Here is a 19,608-nt window from a genome sequence, read left to right as displayed (position 1 = left end):
ACGTGTATAATTCATTGCTAGTAATCGCCTACTTACGAAAATCCTCGCGGATTTTCTATTCGGTTTGTATTTGCTAAATTAGTTGCTGAAACACGCAACGAAATCATACATAAACACGTTGACTGTAATTAAAATGAACCAAAAACAAGTCAATAGAATAATTAAACTGTTAAAAGGAAAAGACATTTCTTTTGATAGTGGGTTAACGAATATTGAAATAGAAAAGATTAACCGTGATTTTGGAATCATTTTTCCAAGTGATTTAAAGTTACTTCTTCAAACCGAACTTCCTGTAAGTTCTGGTTTCGTTCATTGGAGATATGGAATAAATAGTGAAAAAGGAAAACAAGAAATTGAAAATAGATTGAATTGGCCATTAGAGGGTATGCTTTTTGACATTAAGAATAATTCCTTTTGGTTGGATAAATGGGGAATTAAACCCTCTGATTATAAAGAACAAAAGAAAATAGCCATAAATGAGTTAGCTAAACAACCGAAATTAATTCCGATTTATTCTCATAGATATTTAGCCAGCGAACCAAATGAAATAACCAACCCAATTTTTTCCGTACATCAAATGGACATTATTTATTACGGAAACGACTTGATGGACTATTTTTCAAATGAATTTAATATTGAATTACCGATATCCTTCGGGAAAATTAAAGAACCTAAACGGATTCGGTTTTGGAGTGATATAGTTGATTTGAATAACTAAAATAACTACAGACAACACGGTTATAAAACATAGCTAATTAAGTGCTTAACCGAGAGGTTTGTGCTTATTTGTAAAGACCGCCAAATTTTTAAATTTGGCTTTTAAAATAAAAAAAGTAAAAACAAAACATAAAAATTCGGCTCAGTGTTAATCCGAAAAGTTAGTGTCTTTTTGCACGCTACGAGCCATATACAAAACCGTTGGCAACAAGCTGAAAAATTCGTTACACGAAGAAAGATATGGATTGAATTTGATAATTTAGTATCTTTGATAAAAAGAAACTCGAAATGAATCTAGAAGCTCGAAAAATAGAATTTATTCAAGAATTCCTAAAACTTCAAAGCGAGGAAGCAATTTCCAAGCTTGAGAAAATATTGAAAAAGGAAAAAGACACTTCTGACGAAAGGCTTCTTAAGCCTATGACCATTGATGAGTTAAACAATCGAATTGACAAATCAGAATCGGATTTCAAAAACAATCGCTTTAAATCAAGTTCTGAACTTTTAGCCAAATACCAATAATGAATTTTAAAATTATTTGGTCAGACTTTTCGGAAACTCAACTTGACGAAATTTATGAATATTACGAAAAGAAAGTAAGTTTAAAAGTTGCTACTAAAATTGTAACTGGAATAATTAAAGAATCGGAAAAATTAATCAAAGCATCCTTTATTGGACAAGAAGAAGAATTACTTAAAGATAGAGAAATTCAATATCGTTATTTGGTTTTCAAAAACTACAAAGTCATATATTCGTTTGATGAACAAAACGGATTTATAAAAATTGCTGATATTTTTGATACTCGCCAAAATCCACCGAAAATGAAACGAACAAAATAAAGCCTGATTGCCAACAACGTGTAAAATTAATTGCTAGTTCTAGCCTACTTACGAATAATTCTATTCGGTTTTTATTTGCTAAATTAGTTGCTTAAACACGCCACTAACCATACACAAACACGTTACTAATAATTATGAAAAACATTACTGCATTTATTACACTAATATTACTTTCCCAAAGTTCGTTTTCTCAAATTTATGATTGTTCAGAATGTGATTCAAAAATATATTTAAAAACAGATATTAGTCATTTATCATTATTGGAACTAAAAATTCTAAGAAATGAAATTTTCGCAAGACATCAATATATTTTTAAAGATGAACGATTAGGAGATTACTATTCCGAAAAATATGATTGGTATAAACCTGATTATAAATCAAAAAAAACAATTGTATTAAACAAAATAGAAAAGGAAAATATTAATCTTTTTTTGGGCAAAGAAAAAGAAAAAATAATCTTAAAAGAGACTATAATTAAGAATTTAAAATCATTCAAACAAGCCCTACTAAATGATGATACGAATTCAGTCAACTCAAGGATAAGCAATTATTTTACTGAAAGCGGATATGGAGATTTGAGTTCTACAAGGAGAGAATTAAAAGGAATCCTTAGTATAATAAACATTGATGGAATACATTGGTATAATGAAAGTGGCTTATTCAAGGTAACGACAGATGATGGTCATTTTTTAAACGAAACCTCCATCAAAATAAGTGGAAATAAAATTGTAATGACCTATGCTGATATTGGTTACTCAGAGTTACTCACAGACGAAACAGCATTTAGTTTTGGAAGTAACTTTTATTCGGAGAATGAGTATCAATCTTGGTATACATTTGAAATTCGAAATAATGAATTAATTCTAGTAGAACATCAAGCAGCAGGATAAAAAAACTATTGGTAACAATGTATAAAAAACATAGGGCTTTTGTTATAAACCGAAAGGTCTGTGCATATTAACAAAGTCCGCTAAATATAAAATTTGGCGTTTATAGAAGAAAAGATAAAAGCAAAATATTTATATTTAGCTAAGTAATACATCGAAACGAAAGTGCTTATCAACTGCCCTATGTTTCCTATACTTAACGTTACCAGCAATAACCACAAAATGAAAAAACAACAGTTGATTATCGGAATTATAGTTGGTTACATGCTAAAAGTGATGAAGGCGCATAAAAAAGAAATAAAATTCAAACAAGAGTTTGCTAGCATCAGACATGGTAATTATCCGGAATTTATCGCATTAGTTAAAGGTTCTATACCGGAAATGGTTGTTTACAAAAGTGGAGATATTGAAGTTAACCCTAATCCCAAAAAAGATAATTTTGATTTTATTGGATTGGTTATGGCTGGACCATCCATGAAAGTGTTTTATGAAAAATGTATTGCGGAATATGGTGTTTTTCTTGATAACGAAATTTCAGATATAATATATTACCAATTAGCAATTTATGAAATCACTATACGCATTCATGCTAATAAATTTAAAACTCTAGAAAAAAGCGAAACTTTTCAGACGATTATTGATAATCTAGGAAAACATTTAGCCTTAAATGAGGAAAATATTACAACTCTTCAAAAGGGACGAAAATTATTGAATATGGTTAAACACGGACGAAAAAAGAATTACTCATGGATAGAAGGTATAATAGACTTTGAAAAGGCTTTTCAACTTATAGAAGAAAAGAACATTACGTTGGAATAAAAAACTGCTGGTAACAAAGTACTGTGGTAAAAACAAGTAAAAACGGATTAATTTTTCAATAAAACACTTCTGTAATTATTATCATAACTTAGTCCTGATTTTGCTATTGGAAAAGTCTGTTTTAATAGCTTATTACAAACCGCTATTAATGCTAATTTTTTGCTCTTCCCTTTGACAACTAACCAACTGTAAATAACTTTGCAAAAATTCTTCTGTTACAAACACTAAAACTTCACATAAACAATAAAATTAATCCCCTTCAAAAACAAAAAAACAAGGGATAATTCTAGTCTATTTTAACACAAAACTAAGTATTGTCACAAATACCTGACAATCATATTATTAACACGTATTTCAAAATAGGTTATAGCGTGGTTATAGCATGGTTATACCATACTTATAACATGCTTATAGCGTAGTTTAAAGCAGTCAGTATATACTAATCCTAATAAACAACCTACCTGTTTAAGTATATAGCATTAAGGCTTGTGTAATGTAGTGGCCTACACCTAGCCTATCAACCAATATCCTCGTGGGTTTTCTATCTGTAATGTCCTTGCTAATTGTAATACATAGACCACGCAACAAAATCAAACACAAAACCGTGAAGCACATGCTTTCTAAATAAAAAAAATATTATTTCAGAATACTCTAATTATAGACGTTTAATAGTATAAATTTAATGTGTAATTGTAATTAACTTATGTCGTTAGGTTAAGATATTATTCATTCAAAAAGAAGCATATTTGTTAGGCGTCATAAACAAGCAAAAAATGAAAAACAAAATACTTTTAATCTTTATACTCGTTACAAGTATAATTTCTGTTAAAGCACAACAAACAACCACAAAAAAGATAGAGCATCCCAAATACGGTAAAGCTATTCTTGAAACCTATTTTGATCAAGATAACAACCCAAAGCAAAAAGTCATCTATACAAAAGACACTTTGCTAACCAATGGAAATAAAGAAGTTGGAGAAATCATCCTATATTATACAAAGGGAACAGTAAGTGCAAAAGGTAATTTTTCTACATCAAATAAAAGTTCCTACTTTGGATCGTCCAGAAAAAGACAAGGTAAATGGCTGTATTATGATAAGCAAGGTAATTTAGAGAAAACACTATTTTACAAAGAAGATAAAATAGATAGCTTATATACCACGCAAACGGAAATGTTTCCAGTATCACAAACTATGTAGATGGAAAGATAAATGGAAACTCTAAAACTTATTTTGCGAATAAAAAATTACACAGGGTTTTACAGTACAAAAACGGAAAAATATATAACGTACTAGAGTTTTACAATAGTAAAGGCACCCAAATAGAATATGGAACTTTCAAAGAAAGTAATGGAACTTTAGATATATACGACCTAGAAACCGGAAAAATATCAAAAACGTACACTTATGAAGATGGTATACCTCACAATATTGAAACCAAAGACATACCATCTACAAAAGGTACTATCAATCAAAAAACTTACAAGACAAATAATGGAAAGATTATAAAAGTGGTTAGAACACTAAATAAGCAGCTTGAAGGGTTACAAGAAAAATTTGATTATAAAGGAATTTTAAAAGACGCCAATTACTTCTCTGATGGAAAAAAACACGGTACACATACTAGATATAATGATGATGGTACTATATTTTGGCAAGACACTTATGTAAATAATAAAAAAACAGGACCTTTTATACATACTGCTGAGGACTCTGAAGCTGAAGGTAACAGATATAGCGGTAAAAAAAAATGATAACATGGTTCTTCACTCAGGGTTTTATGATGAAGATGAGAAAATAACAGGTCGCTTTACAAGTTATACACAAAAAGATAATATTGTAATTGCAACCGGACAATATAAAGAAAACTATAAAACAGGCGTTTGGAAGTTTTATAATGAAAAAGAAGAACTTATTAAAGAGGTGAAATACGGTAATGACTAAATAGAAAAGTAATACATTAGCTTAACTTTTAACATATTATCAATAGCGTATTAACTACAATGAAAAAAGTAATAATCCACACCTTCTTAATACTTCTTGTGTTGGCTTGTAAAAACAATCAAATTAACAAAGAGAAATTACTGACTTCTAAAATTGAAACCAGTTTTTATAAAAAGAAAAAGAATGATCATTATCCCTCTAAAAGAAAAAGTTTAAAACAATGTTTTTCAAAACAAATTAGAGTGTATTTAGACGATCCTGATACATCAGGTACAAATATTCGTAAAAAACCAAATGGTGAAGTAATTACTAAATTAATAGTAGATAATTTAAATCATGATTATATCATAACAGTCACAGAGGCTAAAAATGGCTGGTTTAAAATTAAAAACCCAATAATAGGAATGGAGAATGACGTTATAATACCTAATAATGAAGGTTGGATTCATGGGTCTGTAATAGCAGTTGATACTAGAAATTATTCTGGACAGCATATAAATATTCTAGACAAGCCTATAGACGGTAAAATTGTGACGATTATTAAAGAAGAAACTATTCAACTTAAACTAAAAGAGCTTTGTGGAGATTGGGTTAAAATTGAATATAATAACACCATTGGGTGGATAGAAAGTAAATGGTTATGTGGTAACCCGCTAACCAATTGTTCATAATCCCCTTTTTATTAATTTTGTTTTTCAACTAAATGCGACTTAGTAATGAAACTATCAATAAAACTAATTACATCTATACTTTTAGGGCTACTTGTTTTAACAAACTGTAATAACAATACAAAGACTACTTTTAAACTTAAGGAAGGAGATATACTGTTTCAAAACACAGGATCAGACAAGATTGATAATGCTATAAAAGACGTTACTGCAACTGCTGCTGCCAAAAACTATTCGCATGTTGGTATAGCAATGCAAAAAAATAACAAATGGTTTGTTCTAGAAGCAATACCAAAACAAGGCGTTTGTATAACACCAATAGCTAAATTTTTAGAAAGAAATAAAAACAAATTCAATAAATCTCAAACCACAGTAGCTAGACTAGACAATTATTACAAACCATATCTAAAAAAAGCAATAGATTATGGTATTGCCAGAGTTAACACACCTTATGACGATATTTTTTTATGGGATGACACATCCTATTATTGCTCAGAGCTAGTATATAAAATGTTTTCAACGCAAAACCTACCCAAAGACTCTATTCCGTTTCTTACACACCCAATGACCTTTAACGATAGTTCTGGTCAACCTTTAACAAGTTGGGTAGAATATTACAACGCACGTAACCAACCAATTCCAGAAGGTATTAAAGGCACAAACCCTAATTTAATGGCTAGCAGTACTCACATTACATTTGTACATGATTATGAAAACGAGTAAACCTCAAGAATATACCTTGCTTAAAAATATTTTCTTTATCCAAAACTGAATTAATAACACCTGTTTATACAGAAATGGAAGGTCTAATTTATTAAACTAAATAAAATAGGTTACATATCCAAAACCAAACTACTAATTCTTATCCTCCAGAAGTGGTACAAATCTAAACTCACCAAATTCAGTTTTTTCAAAATCAGTTTGACCGGTTCTAACAAAAAGGGTCATGATTTGCACATCGTCTCCTACAGGTATTACCAAACGACCTCCAATAGCCAACTGTGCTAATAAAGCATTGGGTACAAATGGCGCACCAGCAGTAACTATTATACTTTTAAAAGGCGCTTCTTCTCTCAATCCTTTATAACCATCTCCAAAAATTAAACTTTTAGGTCGGTAACCTAACTTAGGTAAAAATCTGCTAGTAATTTTAAATAATTCTTGTTGTCTTTCAATACTATAAACTCTAGCGCCAAGCTCGCATAATACAGCAGTTTGATAGCCACTACCTGTACCAATTTCTAGCACTTTATCACCTCGTTCAACTTGCATCAATTCGGTTTGAAAAGCAACAGTATAAGGTTGTGATATGGTTTGGTCTGCTGCAATAGGAAACGCTTTGTCTTGATACGCATGATCCAAAAAACTAGAATCCATAAATAAATGTCTTGGTATCTTGCCAATAGCAGATAAAACAGCACTATTAGTTATTCCTTTGTTTTTCAAAACAGCAACAAGTTGCTGACGTAAGCCTTTATGTTTAAAAGTATCTTTCAATGGTAGCAGTTAGTTTAGAGCATAAAATTACTTCAAAAATTTAAAGCTGAAAAGGATTTTCTTTCAATTTATATTTTTGTTCAATTAGGTATATATAAATAGTAATTTCATATAAAATACTGTTCAAAAAAACTTATTTTTGTTGAAAACGTAATAACTTATGCTTAAAGCTGGTGTATTAGGTGCTGGTCACCTAGGAAAAATTCATCTTAGATTATTAAACCAATCAGAAAAATTTGATTTAGTAGGGTTTTATGACGCAAATCCTGATAATGCTAAACAGGTTGAAGCCGAATTTGGTTACAAATACTTTGATACAATTGAAGGATTAATTGAAGCGGTAGACGTGGTTGACATTGTCACGCCTACTCTATCACATTATGATTGTGCTAAACAAGCCATTGCTAAAGGCAAACATATTTTTGTCGAAAAACCTATTACAAATACTGTACAAGAAGCTGAGGCCTTAAGAGCTTTAGTTGCCGAATATGGCGTGAAAGGTCAAGTTGGTCATGTCGAGCGTTTTAATCCTGCATTTACTGCAGTTAAAGACCAATTAGACAGTCCAATGTTTATAGAAGCACATCGTCTAGCCGAGTTTAATCCTCGTGGTACTGATGTACCTGTGGTGTTAGACTTAATGATTCATGACATTGACGTTATTTTAAGTGTTGTGCAGTCTAAAGTAAAAAATGTATCTGCAAGCGGTGTTTCAGTCATCAGTGACACACCTGATATTGCTAATGCACGTATCGAGTTTGTAAACGGTTGTGTAGCTAATTTAACTGCCAGCAGAATATCACTTAAAAACATGCGTAAAACACGTTTTTTTCAACGTGACGCCTATATTTCTGTAGACTTTTTAGAGAAAAAATGTGAGGTTGTAAAAATGAAAGATGCTCCAGAATCTCCTGGAGATTTTGATATGGTTTTACAGAATGCCGAAGGTGTTAAAAAACAAATCTATTTTGATAATCCTGACGTCTCTGCTAACAATGCCATTTTAGACGAACTTGAAACCTTTGCTGATGCTATAAACAACAACACAACACCAATAGTAACATTACATGATGGTACTGAAGCGTTACGTGTAGCAACCATGATTATCGATCAGTTTTAATATATGAGGTACGTTATATTATTTTTACTGTTAAGTGTATTAGTATCCTGTAAAAGGGATATTAAACAAAAAGAAATAACAGCAAGTAATTATACATTATCTGTACAAAAAGCGTCTATTAACCATGATCATTTTACCAATAAAACTTCGGTAGAACCATTTAGCATACATGCTAAAAACATCAAATTTAATGAGCTTGTTAGTACTATTTTTAAAGACGAAACGATAACGGTTCACTTTGATAATCAAGATTTATATAATCTACCACTTCAAGTGTCTTTAACAATAGAGAATAATACTAAAGTGGTCCAAAAAGAAATCTTAGACCAAATAGTTAAACAATTATCTCTTAAAAGCAGTTTAAAAAATCAAGATTTTTTCGAGCTAGCTATTACAGACTCGACTAAGTTGTACAAACATTATGCAAATAACAAACAAACAAGAGTCTACAAATCAAAAGATTCTATATCGCTACAGCACGTCTCGTTAGTCAAATTTTCAAAACTAATAAAAGAAAGATTTGACATCAATTGTTACAGTACAAATAACAGAGCTGTAATAAATTATGATACAAAAATTAAAGACTTAGTAACTTTTAAAGCAAATTTAAAAGAACAATTAGGTTTAACATTTATAAAACAACAACAACTCACTTATGTTATAAGTGAATAACAAAACATAATTAAAATGAAAAACATAGCAGTTATAGGTGCAGGAACAATGGGTAATGGTATTGCACACACATTTGCACAATCAGGATTTAAAGTACAATTAATAGATATTAGCGAAGCTTCATTAAAAAAAGGAATGGATACCATAGCTAAAAACTTAGATCGTATGGTTGCTAAACAAAAAATTACTGAAGCCGATAAAAACACTACGCTTGATAACATAACGACTTTTACTAGTATTGAAACTGGAGTTAAAGACGTCAACTTAGTCGTTGAAGCTGCTACCGAAAATATTGATTTAAAATTAAAAATATTCAAACAATTAGATGAGGCTTGTAGTCAAGACACAATTTTAGCGACCAATACCTCTTCTATTTCAATCACACAAATTGGAGCTGCAACTTCAAGACCAGAGAAGGTAATTGGTATGCATTTTATGAATCCTGTACCAATCATGAAATTAGTAGAGATTATTCGTGGTTATAACACTAGTGATGATGTAACAAACACCATCATGGAATTGTCTAAAACTTTAGGTAAAACACCAACTGAAGTTAATGATTATCCAGGTTTTGTGGCAAACCGTATTTTAATGCCTATGATTAATGAGTCTATTGAAACGTTATACAATGGTGTTGCTGGAGTATCAGAAATTGATACTGTCATGAAGTTAGGTATGGCACATCCAATGGGTCCATTACAATTAGCAGATTTTATTGGTTTAGACGTTTGTTTATCAATATTAAATGTTATGTACGACGGATTTAAAAACCCTAAATATGCACCTTGTCCATTATTAGTAAATATGGTACAAGCAGGAAAACTAGGTGTAAAATCTGGCGAAGGGTTTTATGATTATTCTGAAAGTAGAAAAGCAGAACACGTTTCTAAACAGTTTATATAACACTTAAAAAAGGCATAAGAGATATATTATCTTATGCCTTTTTTTAATACTATTCATTTTTCATATATTATACATATGACTAAAATTTTACCTTTTAAAGCTGTAAGACCAACTAGAGACAAAGTAAGTTTAGTGGCTTCAAGATCGTACCAAAGCTATACACAAGCCGAAAGAGAAGCACGTTTGGATTATAACCCGTTTTCATTTTTGCACATTGTAAATCCTGGTTACAAATACGATAAAGAAATCTCTGGTGAAGCACGATACAATTTAGTTAAAAACAGGTATTTAGAGTTTAAAGAAGACGGAATTTTTAAACAAGACACCAAACCGTGTTTTTATATTTACAAAATAGTAGACAGAGATCATCAAGTGTTTAATGGTATTGTAGCTGCAGCAAGTGTAGAAGATTATACAAATAATATTATTAAAAAACATGAGGATACAATTGCGGCTCGCGAAATTGTTTTTAAAGACTACCTTAAAACCGTAGGTTTTAATGCAGAACCTGTACTACTTACCTATCCTGATAATAGCACTATTAAAACTATTATTAATGAAAAACAAAAAGAACGTGCAGAGTTTGAATTTACAACAACTTACAGAGACACACATTTGTTATGGCTAATAGATAAAGAAGAAGATATTAATGCAATAGCTGAAACTTTTAACCAAACCAAAACGCTTTACATAGCAGATGGACACCACAGATCATCATCTTCAAAACTGTTATGTGAAGACTTAAAAACGGATAACAAAGCACATACAGGAGAAGAGAGTTATAACTTTTTTATGAGTTATTTAATTTCTGAATCCGAGTTACGTATTCATGAATTTAACCGTTTGGTTAAAGACTTAAACGGATTAACAAAAGAAGAGTTTTTAATACAACTTGACACCATGTATCGTATTGAAAATAGAGGTATCACTCCTTATCAACCCTCAAAAGCACATCATTTTAGCATGTATTTGGATGGCGAATTTTACTCGTTGTATTTAAGAAAAACTAATTATCAATTTAACACTTCTTTGGATCAATTAGATGCACAATTATTGTTTAAAACAATACTTGAACCAATCCTTGGTATTACAGATTTGCGTAATGATGATCGCATACATTACCTTAGCGGAAAAAAGGACATTGTAAACTTAAAAAGTAAAGTAGATAGCAAAGCTTATACTGTAGGTTTTGGTATGATTCCTGCAACTATTACGCAAATGAAACAAATTGCAGACGATGGACTTACAATGCCTCCTAAAAGCACATATATTGAACCAAAAATTAGAAGTGGTGTCACTATTTATGAGTTTTAAACAAGTAACTTGTCAGTTATAGCAAATCCAAGAATTTAAACACAATCTTAATGTCAATTAAAAATAACCTAAATCAAATACAAGAAACACTACCAGATCATGTGACGTTGGTTGCTGTTTCTAAAACAAAACCTGTAAGTGATTTAATGGAGGCCTATGATGCTGGACAACGCATTTTTGGAGAAAATAAAATCCAAGAAATGGCAGATAAATATCAAGAAATGCCAAAAAATATTAAATGGCATATGATAGGTCACGTACAAACAAATAAAGTCAAGTATATGGCTGAGTTTGTAGATTTAATTCATGGTGTAGACAGCTTTAAACTTTTAAAAGAAATTAATAAACAAGCTAAAAAATACGATAGAAATATTAATTGTTTATTACAAATTAAAATAGCTTCAGAAGATTCTAAATTTGGAATGACACAAAAAGAGGCTTTAGCATTACTTGAATCTGAACCGTTTTCAGAATTAACAAATATTAAACTAACAGGTGTCATGGGAATGGCTACTTTTACTGATAATCAAGAGCAAATTAAACAAGAGTTTAATACATTAAAAACAGCTTTTGACAATCTTAAAGCTATACAAACTAATAATTGCCAACTAGAAACTATTAGTATGGGAATGAGTGGTGATTATCTTTTAGCAATAGATTGCGGAAGTACAATGGTTCGCGTTGGAAGTAGTATATTTGGTAAAAGAAATTATAATTAAAATCAACTCTTTATTTACACAATAGTAGACATAGAAACCACAGGTGGTAAATTTAATGAAGAAGGCATTACAGAAATTGCTATATATAAATATGATGGTCATGAAGTTGTAGATCAATTTATAAGCCTTGTTAATCCTGAACGTGACATACAACCCTTTGTCGTTAATCTTACTGGTATTAATAGTAAAATGTTACGTAATGCTCCAAAGTTTTATGAGGTCGCAAAACGTATTGTAGAAATTACCGAAGACACCATTTTGGTAGCTCATAATGCACAATTTGATTATCGTATTTTAAAAACAGAATTTAAACGTCTAGGTTTTAAATACGAACGTCAAACGTTATGCACTGTGGAGTTGTCTAAAGATTTAATTCCTGATATGCCAAGTTATAGCTTAGGTAAATTAGTGAGATCTTTGGGTATACCAGTAACAGATAGACATCGTGCATCTGGTGATGCTTTAGCTACTGTTAAACTATTCAAATTACTACTTAACAAAGACACTAAAAAAACTATTATAAAGGATTCGATTAGAAAAGAACCTAAACGTCAAATGGAACCTCGTTTGATAGATATAATAGATGGTTTACCTTCTAAAACAGGTGTATATTACATGCACAAATCTGATGGAGATATTATTTACATTGGTAAAAGTAAAAACATAAAAAACAGAGTAAACCAACATTTTACTGGTCACACACCTAAATCTAAAAAAATACAAGCTCAGGTTACTAATGTGACTTATGAAGCTACCGGAAGCGAACTTGTTGCGCTTTTAAAAGAAAGTGAAGAAATTAAACTAAACAAACCAATCTTAAACAGAGCCTTGCGTAAAAGTAAATTTACACATGCTTTATATAGTTTTACAGATCATAATGGTTACATCAACTTAACCATTGATAAAGCTGATGGACGTAAACCACATATTACTACATTTAATACACGACAAAGTGGTCGTCATTTTCTAGAAAAAATGGTCGAACAATTTAACTTATGTCAAAAATTAAGTGGTTTGTATAAAACAAATACAAGTTGTTTTCAATATGAAGTAAAAAATTGTGAAGGTGCTTGTATACAAAAAGAATCTCCTGAAAATTATAACAAACGTGTCCAACAACTCATTGACAAATACAGTTATAAAAACAAAAACATGATAATTGTGGATCAAGGTCGTGAGGTAGATGAGAGAAGTGCTATTTTAATCCAAAACGGAATTTTTAAAGGCTTTGGCTTTTATAATTTAAATCATCAAATTAATAATCCAGAAATATTAGAATCTATTATCACACCAATGGAAAATAATAGAGACCAACAGCATATAATACAAAGTTATATGCGTAAAAATAAGCGACTAAAAATTATCGAATTATAATGAAAAAAATCCTATTGCTATTATGTCTTTCAATTTCAATTCAACTTACTGCCCAAAATAAATTTAACTCCAAAAGCTTCTCTATTAACATTAATGATCTAAAAATTAACTCTTATAGTAAAGACTCTACTGCTAATGCATTAGTCATTTATGAATATGGGAATAGTTATTTTGATGATGAAACTTTTAACCTAAAAACAGAAATTAAACGTAAGATTAAGATTTTTAATAAATCTGAAAGTGATTATACCACAAAAGAAATTGGCATTTATATTAGTGATAATAGGGCAAAAAAAACTAAAATTGAAAACCTTAAAGCTTCAACTTACAACTTGGTAGATGGAAACATAATAGAAACTAAACTATCTGAAGATCAGATTTTTGAAGTAAAAGAAGACAAAAACCATTCTACATTAAAATTTACACTTCCAAATCTACAAGATGGTTCTGTAATAACTTACAGTTATACAATAGATACACCTTTTATTTATAAATATCATAATTGGGCTTTTCAAGAAGACATACCAGTATTATACAGTGAATATAATACTAGTATTTTTGGAAACTACAACTATAATCTAATTCTTGTAGGAGAAAAAAAATTAGATATAAACGAATCATTTGTAAAGAAAAATTGTTTTAAATCTCAGGGTATTACAACTGCTAGCTGCTTAATATCTAAATATGTTATGACTGACATTCCTGCTTTTAAGGAAGAAGATTACATGACCTCAAAGAATAATTACATTTCGAAACTAAAGTATGAATTAAAGGAAATACACCAACTTGATGGAACTGTTGACAAAATAACTAAAACCTGGAAGGATACTGATAAAGAATGGAAAACAAATAATGATTTTGGCAGACAAATACTTAAAACTAATTTAGGTAAAGATTTACTTAGCGATGATATCAAATCTATTTCAGCCCCTCTAGAAAAAGCAAAAGCTATATACAGTTACGTTCAAGGTAATTATGTTTGGAATGATAAGTATAGAATCTTTTCTGATGTCTCTTTAAAAAACTTAATAAAAAATAAAACCGGTAATGTTTCAGAGATAAATATTTTATTAAATACTTTATTAAACCAAAATAATATTAAATCTAAACCAGTAATTTTATCAACCAGAAGTAATGGTTTTATTACAAAATTGATCCCTATTCAATACGATTATAATTATATGGTTGTTGAAGCAAATGTTAATGGTAAATCCTATTTATTAGACGCAACTAGTCCTTATTTAAGTTTTGGCATGATTCCTTTTAAATGTTTAAATAGTTACGGAAGACGTATAGATTTTAAAAATGGTAGTGACTGGGTAGATATAAAACCAGGTATTAAAACAAGTTCTCAACATCTTATTAAATTAAAAATAGATCAAGAAAAAGATCAGTTACTTGGCTCAATAAAATCAAAATATTTTGGCTATCATGCGTATCCTAAAAGAAAAAAATACTTCTCTAACTCTAATTACTTAAAAAATTTAAAGGATAAATATCAAAACTTCGTTATTGATAGCTTTAATGTTGCTACAACCTCTAAATCTGAAAATACTTTTAATGAAAGCTTTAATTTTATACAACCAGAATTAAATACTATTGATGGCAAAATATATTTGGATCCATTTGTAATTAAGCATCTTAAAAAAAATCCATTTAATTTACAAGAAAGAACTTATCCTGTTGATTTTGGATATAAAGACAGCTTTATTTATGCTTTTGAAATAGACTTAGAGGGTAAATACAACGTGATTGAAAAACCAAAAGATATCACTGTTAAACTTCCTAACAATGAAGCAAGTTGCGTATTTATTTCAAACGTTTTAAATGATAAACTAATTCTTTCTTTTAGAGTCTTGTTTAACAAATCTATATACCAACCTAATCAGTATGAATCCTTAAAAAAATTAATGAACTACGTTGTGGATGTACAAACTAAAACTCTAATTGTATTAGAAAAAAAATAACTTGTCATAATTTAGTATTTTTACCCCATGAATACAGCTAATCAAACTAAGACCTGGAAAGAAAAACTTCATGAAATTATTTATGAGGCAGACACGCCTTCGGGAAAATTATTTGACGTTGTATTACTTGTATTAATTTTAGCAAGTATTGTATTAGTAATGCTAGAGAGTGTCAAAAATATTGACGCTAAATACCATAATGCACTGTATATAGGAGAATGGATAATCACTATTTTTTTTAGTATTGAATATATTTTACGAATTATAACCGTTAAAAAACCCTTCAAATATATTTTTAGCTTTTATGGCATTTTAGATCTATTATCCACAATACCAATGTATATATCTTTTGTTTTTGCTGGATCACATGCTTTAGTTACTTTAAGAGCTTTACGACTATTACGTGTCTTCAGGATTTTAAAATTAGCTAGATATTTAGGTGCTTCAAACCAATTAAGGGACTCTATAATAGCTAGTCGCGTTAAAATATTAGTCTTTCTATTTGCTGTATTAGTTTCTTCTGTAATTTTCGGGACTATTATGTACCTTGTAGAAGGTGAAGAAAATGGCTTTACTAACATCCCTAAAAGTGTATATTGGTGTATTGTAACCCTTACAACTGTTGGTTTTGGTGATATAGCACCACAAACAGCTTTAGGTCAATTTATAACTACAATAATCATGATTTTAGGATATGGTATTATAGCAGTTCCAACAGGAATTGTGTCTGCTGAGTATTCTAGAAATATGAAAAAATCTGATGATGAAAAGTTAAAAACTACTGAACCAAAAATTAACTTAAACACACAACGTTGTTCTAATTGTCATGAAAACAACCATGATGATGATGCTTATTTTTGTAAAGTCTGCGGAAACAACTTACATTAAATCTATCTAAGACCTTTTAAAAGTGAAACACACTAACAAGTATTTAATATCTATTGTTGGACCAACTGCTATTGGTAAAACTGCACTTAGCATTAAATTAGCTAATTATTTTAATACTGAAATAGTTTCAGCAGATTCAAGACAATTTTTTAAAGAAATGAGTATTGGTACTGCTGCTCCTACAACTCAAGAGCTAGCTGCTGCTAAGCACCATTTTATACACAACAGATCAATTACTGAAGATTACAATGTTGGAACTTTTGAAAAAGAAGCTATAAGCTGCATACAAAACCTTCATCAAACAAATGACATTGTAATTATGGTAGGTGGTTCAGGTTTGTATGTCGATGCTGTTATAAAAGGTTTAGACTATTTTCCTGAAGTAGATAAAACTATAAGAATACAATTAAATACTCAATTAGAAACAGAAGGACTTGAGATACTTCAACTTAAACTAAAAACCTTAGACCCAATAGCCTATAATACCATAGCTGTAGACAATCCACAACGTGTGATTAGAGCTTTAGAAATCTGCATTGGTAGTGGTCAACCTTATTCTTCTTTTTTAAATAAATATAAAAACAAACGACCATTTACAAGCATAACCATAGGTTTAGATGCAGATAGAGAAATTATTTACAACCGCATAAACCAACGTGTGGATATTATGATAGATAATGGTTTATTAGATGAAGTAAAAGCATTACTACCTTACAAAAACCTAAATAGCTTAAATACGGTTGGTTACAAAGAAATTTTTAATTATCTGGACAATACATGGACTTTAGACTTTGCTATTTCTGAAATCAAGAAAAATTCTCGTCGTTTTGCTAAAAGACAATTAACATGGTTTAGAAAAAAACAAGATACATTGTGGTTTGATTACCTTACGCCTATTGAAACTATTACTTCTAAAATAGAAACTATTATAAACAAAAAAAATCCAGCTGAATAGCTGGATTTTTTAATATAAATAAACCTTGATTAGGCATCTTGATTTACAACTAATCTAAAACCTTCACCATGAATGTTTAAAATCTCAACATTTGGATCTAATTTTAAATACTTTCTAAGTTTAGCTATATAAACGTCCATACTTCTAGATGTAAAGTAATTATCATCTCTCCATATTTTTGTTAACGCTAACTCTCGTGGCATTAAATCGTTTTCATGTAATGCTAACATACGTAACAATTCGTTTTCTTTAGGTGACAATTTAACTTGCTCTCCTCCATTGTAAGTTAAAAATCTAAGTTTTGAATTTAAATCAAAACCTCCTATTTTAAATTCAAATTGTTTGCTATCTGCAACAGTATCGTTAGCTTTACGTTGCATGATTGCTTTTATTTTCATTAGTAAGACTTCACTATCAAATGGCTTATTTAAATAGTCGTCTGCACCAACTTTATAACCTTTAAGCACGTCTTCCTTCATCGCTTTTGCTGTTAAAAATACGATTGGAATATCTGCGTTTTTCTCTCTAATTTCTTTAGCTAAAGTAAATCCATCTTTATATGGCATCATGACATCTAAAATACATAGATCAAAATCACCACGTTTAAATTTTTCAAAGCCTTCCATACCATTTTTAGCATGAGTAACTTCGTAATCATTCATTGATAAATAATCTTTTAAAACGGTTCCAAAATTTGGATCGTCTTCGACTAATAATATTCTCTTTAATTGTTCTTCCATAATGTTACGAGATTAACGGAAGCTTTATTGTAAAAGTACTTCCTTTTTCTTTTTCACTTTCTACTGATATATGACCATGATGGTCTTCTACGATTCTTTTAACGTAAGCTAAGCCTAAACCATGACCTTTTACGTTGTGTATATTCCCTGTGTGTTCTCTATAAAATTTTTCAAAAACACGTTTTTGAGCGGTTTTACTCATACCACTTCCGTGGTCTTTAATATGTACTAAAATATTGTTTCCTGCTAACTCAGTTGTAACAATAATTTTTGGTGCTTCTGGAGAATACTTGATGGCATTATCCAAAACATTAACTAAAACATTGGTAAAGTGGGTTTCGTTAGCTAATACAGAAGACTTTTCAGCATTGATGTTAGTCTCAATGTGACCTCCTCTATCTTCTACTATTAGCTCCACATGAGTTATTGCGTTTTCTACTAAGTCGTTAAGCTCCAGTGGTTCCTTACTAATATTTAGTTCATTTTTTTCAAGTTTAGATATTCTTAATACATTTTCTACTTGAGCATGCATGCGTTTGTTTTCATCTTTAATCATTCCTAAATAACGTAAAACCTTTTCTTTATCGTCTATTATTTTAGGATTTTTAATCGAGTCTAACGCCAAATTGATTGTTGCTATTGGTGTTTTAAACTCATGCGTCATGTTATTTATAAAATCTGTTTTAATTTGCGAGATTTGACGTTGCCTAATTAATTGGTATAATGCACTTGAATAAGCTATTATAATAATTAATGTAAAAATTATTGACAATGTTAACATGGTTAACACAGATGATAATATAAATTTATTACGTTCCGGAAAATTTACTAAAAGCCTGTAATTGCTACTATCGTTTTTATTGTAAAAAAAAGGAACACTAAATGTAGATGCTTTGTTTTGCGGAAGCTCAAAGTTTTCTGTTTTAACTTTTGTTGCTAAATCATTACTATATATGGCAAACTCATAATCAATATTAATGTCATCCTCTATCAGTTTTAATGCTAAAAGTCTATCAACTTTTTCAACTGTAACACGTTTATGTATTGGTTTTAAGTAAGCTTTATCTTTATATACTGACTCAAAAGCAAGATGAGTTGTCTCATTAACTTTACTTAATTTAGAAAGCATGGTTGATAGGTTTTTACTCCCATCAATCGAGTTATTTTCTACAGTTTCAGTTTCACGTTTTTGTAAAATTCTTCGGACGTTTAAACTATCTAAACCTATGTCAAAGAGCGATGACGACACTTTAAAGTTTTCTTCTAAAATACCGTTTCTGTAAATAATAGTTTCATTGGTTTCTGGACTATCTTCTTTTAAATAAATATTTATTATGGCTGTAGTATCATTAACGTTAATGTTACCAGTACTCAATAAATCATTAAATTTTTGTAAGTAGTCTTCTTTTTCTTCATTCTCAATTGTTTGAGAGACATAACTTAAAGCTTTTTTAACATTAAAGTTAAATTGCTTTTCTGTATTCTCTAGAGAATTATTGATATAATAAGCTTGCACTAAAATAATACCAATTAGAGAGCAGCTCATTAAAATGACCAATACAAGAAAAATCCTTTTATTCATCAGC

At 29.9% G+C, this 19,608-nt stretch carries 21 protein-coding genes and 2 pseudogenes; 19 read left to right on the top strand and 4 right to left on the bottom strand.

Annotated features, from left to right (window positions below):
* The first annotated feature begins 133 nt into the window (after positions 1-133).
* From ITB9_RS00725 to ITB9_RS00705, 5 genes are all read left to right on the top strand, one after another.
* A complete protein-coding gene (locus tag ITB9_RS00725) occupies positions 134-718 on the top strand; it encodes a hypothetical protein (RefSeq protein ID WP_148638293.1) in 585 nt (194 codons plus the stop codon).
* A gap of 287 nt (positions 719-1,005) precedes the next feature.
* Positions 1,006-1,239, top strand: a complete 234-nt coding sequence (locus tag ITB9_RS00720; protein WP_054850723.1) for a hypothetical protein — start codon at positions 1,006-1,008, stop codon at positions 1,237-1,239.
* On the top strand, positions 1,239-1,556 hold the full coding sequence (locus tag ITB9_RS00715) for a type II toxin-antitoxin system RelE/ParE family toxin (protein WP_054850722.1): 318 nt from the start codon (positions 1,239-1,241) through the stop codon (positions 1,554-1,556). The genes ITB9_RS00720 and ITB9_RS00715 overlap by 1 nt, the downstream gene beginning before the upstream one ends.
* A 134-nt stretch (positions 1,557-1,690) precedes the next feature.
* Entirely contained in the window at positions 1,691-2,446 is a 756-nt protein-coding gene (locus tag ITB9_RS00710) for a YARHG domain-containing protein (RefSeq protein ID WP_054850721.1), read from the top strand.
* Positions 2,447-2,665: 219 nt separating this feature from the next.
* Positions 2,666-3,262, top strand: coding sequence for a hypothetical protein (locus ITB9_RS00705; protein ID WP_054850720.1), 597 nt, complete (start codon positions 2,666-2,668; stop codon positions 3,260-3,262).
* A gap of 47 nt (positions 3,263-3,309) precedes the next feature.
* On the opposite strand, the pseudogene ITB9_RS15735 reads toward ITB9_RS00705, so the two are convergent.
* Positions 3,310-3,465: pseudogene (locus ITB9_RS15735) on the bottom strand (IS110 family transposase); the annotation flags it as partial.
* A gap of 570 nt (positions 3,466-4,035) precedes the next feature.
* On the opposite strand from ITB9_RS15735, the gene ITB9_RS00700 reads away from it, so the two are divergent.
* The 5 genes from ITB9_RS00700 (at position 4,036) to ITB9_RS00680 (ending at position 6,596) form a co-directional block, all read left to right on the top strand.
* Positions 4,036-4,461, top strand: coding sequence for a hypothetical protein (locus tag ITB9_RS00700; protein ID WP_054850719.1), 426 nt, complete (start codon positions 4,036-4,038; stop codon positions 4,459-4,461).
* Positions 4,462-4,772: 311 nt separating this feature from the next.
* The gene (locus tag ITB9_RS00695; protein ID WP_054850718.1) at positions 4,773-5,015 is read left to right on the top strand and encodes a hypothetical protein; all 243 of its coding nucleotides are present in this window, start codon (positions 4,773-4,775) and stop codon (positions 5,013-5,015) included.
* 4 nt (positions 5,016-5,019) lie between these two features.
* The gene (locus ITB9_RS00690; RefSeq protein WP_054850717.1) at positions 5,020-5,205 is read left to right on the top strand and encodes a hypothetical protein; all 186 of its coding nucleotides are present in this window, start codon (positions 5,020-5,022) and stop codon (positions 5,203-5,205) included.
* A 59-nt stretch (positions 5,206-5,264) separates the two neighbouring features.
* Positions 5,265-5,876 (top strand): SH3 domain-containing protein, encoded by a 612-nt coding sequence (locus ITB9_RS00685; RefSeq protein ID WP_054850716.1) that lies wholly within the window; start codon positions 5,265-5,267, stop codon positions 5,874-5,876.
* Positions 5,877-5,921: 45 nt separating this feature from the next.
* On the top strand, positions 5,922-6,596 hold the full coding sequence (locus ITB9_RS00680; protein ID WP_054850715.1) for a YiiX/YebB-like N1pC/P60 family cysteine hydrolase: 675 nt from the start codon (positions 5,922-5,924) through the stop codon (positions 6,594-6,596).
* Positions 6,597-6,728: 132 nt separating this feature from the next.
* On the opposite strand, the gene ITB9_RS00675 is transcribed toward ITB9_RS00680, so the two are convergent.
* Positions 6,729-7,370, bottom strand: coding sequence for a protein-L-isoaspartate(D-aspartate) O-methyltransferase (locus ITB9_RS00675; protein ID WP_028291426.1), 642 nt, complete (start codon positions 7,368-7,370; stop codon positions 6,729-6,731).
* Positions 7,371-7,530: 160 nt separating this feature from the next.
* On the opposite strand from ITB9_RS00675, the gene ITB9_RS00670 reads away from it, so the two are divergent.
* From ITB9_RS00670 to miaA, 9 genes and pseudogenes are all read left to right on the top strand, one after another.
* Positions 7,531-8,490 (top strand): Gfo/Idh/MocA family protein, encoded by a 960-nt coding sequence (locus ITB9_RS00670; protein ID WP_054850714.1) that lies wholly within the window; start codon positions 7,531-7,533, stop codon positions 8,488-8,490.
* Positions 8,491-8,493: 3 nt separating this feature from the next.
* Entirely contained in the window at positions 8,494-9,162 is a 669-nt protein-coding gene (locus tag ITB9_RS00665) for a hypothetical protein (RefSeq protein WP_054850713.1), read from the top strand.
* Positions 9,163-9,177: 15 nt separating this feature from the next.
* Positions 9,178-10,065 (top strand): 3-hydroxyacyl-CoA dehydrogenase family protein, encoded by an 888-nt coding sequence (locus ITB9_RS00660; RefSeq protein WP_054850712.1) that lies wholly within the window; start codon positions 9,178-9,180, stop codon positions 10,063-10,065.
* Between the two features lie 75 nt (positions 10,066-10,140).
* The gene (locus tag ITB9_RS00655) at positions 10,141-11,379 is read left to right on the top strand and encodes a DUF1015 domain-containing protein (RefSeq protein WP_028291422.1); all 1,239 of its coding nucleotides are present in this window, start codon (positions 10,141-10,143) and stop codon (positions 11,377-11,379) included.
* Between the two features lie 41 nt (positions 11,380-11,420).
* Positions 11,421-12,098: pseudogene (locus tag ITB9_RS00650) on the top strand (YggS family pyridoxal phosphate-dependent enzyme); the annotation flags it as partial.
* A gap of 12 nt (positions 12,099-12,110) precedes the next feature.
* Positions 12,111-13,472 (top strand): exonuclease domain-containing protein, encoded by a 1,362-nt coding sequence (locus tag ITB9_RS00645; RefSeq protein ID WP_028291420.1) that lies wholly within the window; start codon positions 12,111-12,113, stop codon positions 13,470-13,472.
* Positions 13,472-15,439, top strand: a complete 1,968-nt coding sequence (locus ITB9_RS00640; RefSeq protein WP_054850710.1) for a transglutaminase domain-containing protein — start codon at positions 13,472-13,474, stop codon at positions 15,437-15,439. Before ITB9_RS00645 ends, ITB9_RS00640 begins: the two co-directional genes overlap by 1 nt.
* A 27-nt stretch (positions 15,440-15,466) precedes the next feature.
* Entirely contained in the window at positions 15,467-16,327 is an 861-nt protein-coding gene (locus ITB9_RS00635; protein ID WP_028607151.1) for an ion transporter, read from the top strand.
* A 22-nt stretch (positions 16,328-16,349) separates the two neighbouring features.
* On the top strand, positions 16,350-17,282 hold the full coding sequence (gene miaA, locus ITB9_RS00630) for a tRNA (adenosine(37)-N6)-dimethylallyltransferase MiaA (RefSeq protein WP_054850709.1): 933 nt from the start codon (positions 16,350-16,352) through the stop codon (positions 17,280-17,282).
* A 29-nt stretch (positions 17,283-17,311) separates the two neighbouring features.
* Here the strand turns inward: miaA and ITB9_RS00625 are convergent, their stop codons facing one another.
* Together ITB9_RS00625 and ITB9_RS00620 are read right to left on the bottom strand one after the other, a co-directional pair.
* The gene (locus tag ITB9_RS00625) at positions 17,312-18,022 is read right to left on the bottom strand and encodes a response regulator transcription factor (RefSeq protein WP_028291416.1); all 711 of its coding nucleotides are present in this window, start codon (positions 18,020-18,022) and stop codon (positions 17,312-17,314) included.
* A gap of 4 nt (positions 18,023-18,026) precedes the next feature.
* Positions 18,027-19,604 (bottom strand): sensor histidine kinase KdpD, encoded by a 1,578-nt coding sequence (locus ITB9_RS00620; RefSeq protein ID WP_054850708.1) that lies wholly within the window; start codon positions 19,602-19,604, stop codon positions 18,027-18,029.
* Between the last annotated feature and the right edge of the window lie 4 nt (positions 19,605-19,608).

Source organism: Olleya sp. ITB9, assembly GCF_001315805.1.
GTDB lineage: Bacteria > Bacteroidota > Bacteroidia > Flavobacteriales > Flavobacteriaceae > Olleya > Olleya sediminilitoris.
The sequence above is the reverse complement of the archived record's forward strand: the minus strand, read 5'-3'. Positions and strand labels throughout refer to the sequence as shown.

Bases quoted from the DNA above. Each gene is read 5' to 3' on its own strand.
- ITB9_RS00725 (WP_148638293.1), top strand. From the start codon at position 134: ATGAACCAAAAACAAGTCAATAGAATAATTAAACTGTTAAAAGGAAAA.
- ITB9_RS00720 (WP_054850723.1), top strand. From the start codon at position 1,006: ATGAATCTAGAAGCTCGAAAAATAGAATTTATTCAAGAATTCCTAAAA.
- ITB9_RS00715 (WP_054850722.1), top strand. From the start codon at position 1,239: ATGAATTTTAAAATTATTTGGTCAGACTTTTCGGAAACTCAACTTGAC.
- ITB9_RS00710 (WP_054850721.1), top strand. From the start codon at position 1,691: ATGAAAAACATTACTGCATTTATTACACTAATATTACTTTCCCAAAGT.
- ITB9_RS00705 (WP_054850720.1), top strand. From the start codon at position 2,666: ATGAAAAAACAACAGTTGATTATCGGAATTATAGTTGGTTACATGCTA.
- ITB9_RS00700 (WP_054850719.1), top strand. From the start codon at position 4,036: ATGAAAAACAAAATACTTTTAATCTTTATACTCGTTACAAGTATAATT.
- ITB9_RS00690 (WP_054850717.1), top strand. From the start codon at position 5,020: ATGGTTCTTCACTCAGGGTTTTATGATGAAGATGAGAAAATAACAGGT.
- ITB9_RS00685 (WP_054850716.1), top strand. From the start codon at position 5,265: ATGAAAAAAGTAATAATCCACACCTTCTTAATACTTCTTGTGTTGGCT.
- ITB9_RS00680 (WP_054850715.1), top strand. From the start codon at position 5,922: ATGAAACTATCAATAAAACTAATTACATCTATACTTTTAGGGCTACTT.
- ITB9_RS00670 (WP_054850714.1), top strand. From the start codon at position 7,531: ATGCTTAAAGCTGGTGTATTAGGTGCTGGTCACCTAGGAAAAATTCAT.
- ITB9_RS00665 (WP_054850713.1), top strand. From the start codon at position 8,494: ATGAGGTACGTTATATTATTTTTACTGTTAAGTGTATTAGTATCCTGT.
- ITB9_RS00660 (WP_054850712.1), top strand. From the start codon at position 9,178: ATGAAAAACATAGCAGTTATAGGTGCAGGAACAATGGGTAATGGTATT.
- ITB9_RS00655 (WP_028291422.1), top strand. From the start codon at position 10,141: ATGACTAAAATTTTACCTTTTAAAGCTGTAAGACCAACTAGAGACAAA.
- ITB9_RS00640 (WP_054850710.1), top strand. From the start codon at position 13,472: ATGAAAAAAATCCTATTGCTATTATGTCTTTCAATTTCAATTCAACTT.
- ITB9_RS00635 (WP_028607151.1), top strand. From the start codon at position 15,467: ATGAATACAGCTAATCAAACTAAGACCTGGAAAGAAAAACTTCATGAA.
- ITB9_RS00625 (WP_028291416.1), bottom strand. From the start codon at position 18,022: ATGGAAGAACAATTAAAGAGAATATTATTAGTCGAAGACGATCCAAAT.
- ITB9_RS00620 (WP_054850708.1), bottom strand. From the start codon at position 19,604: ATGAATAAAAGGATTTTTCTTGTATTGGTCATTTTAATGAGCTGCTCT.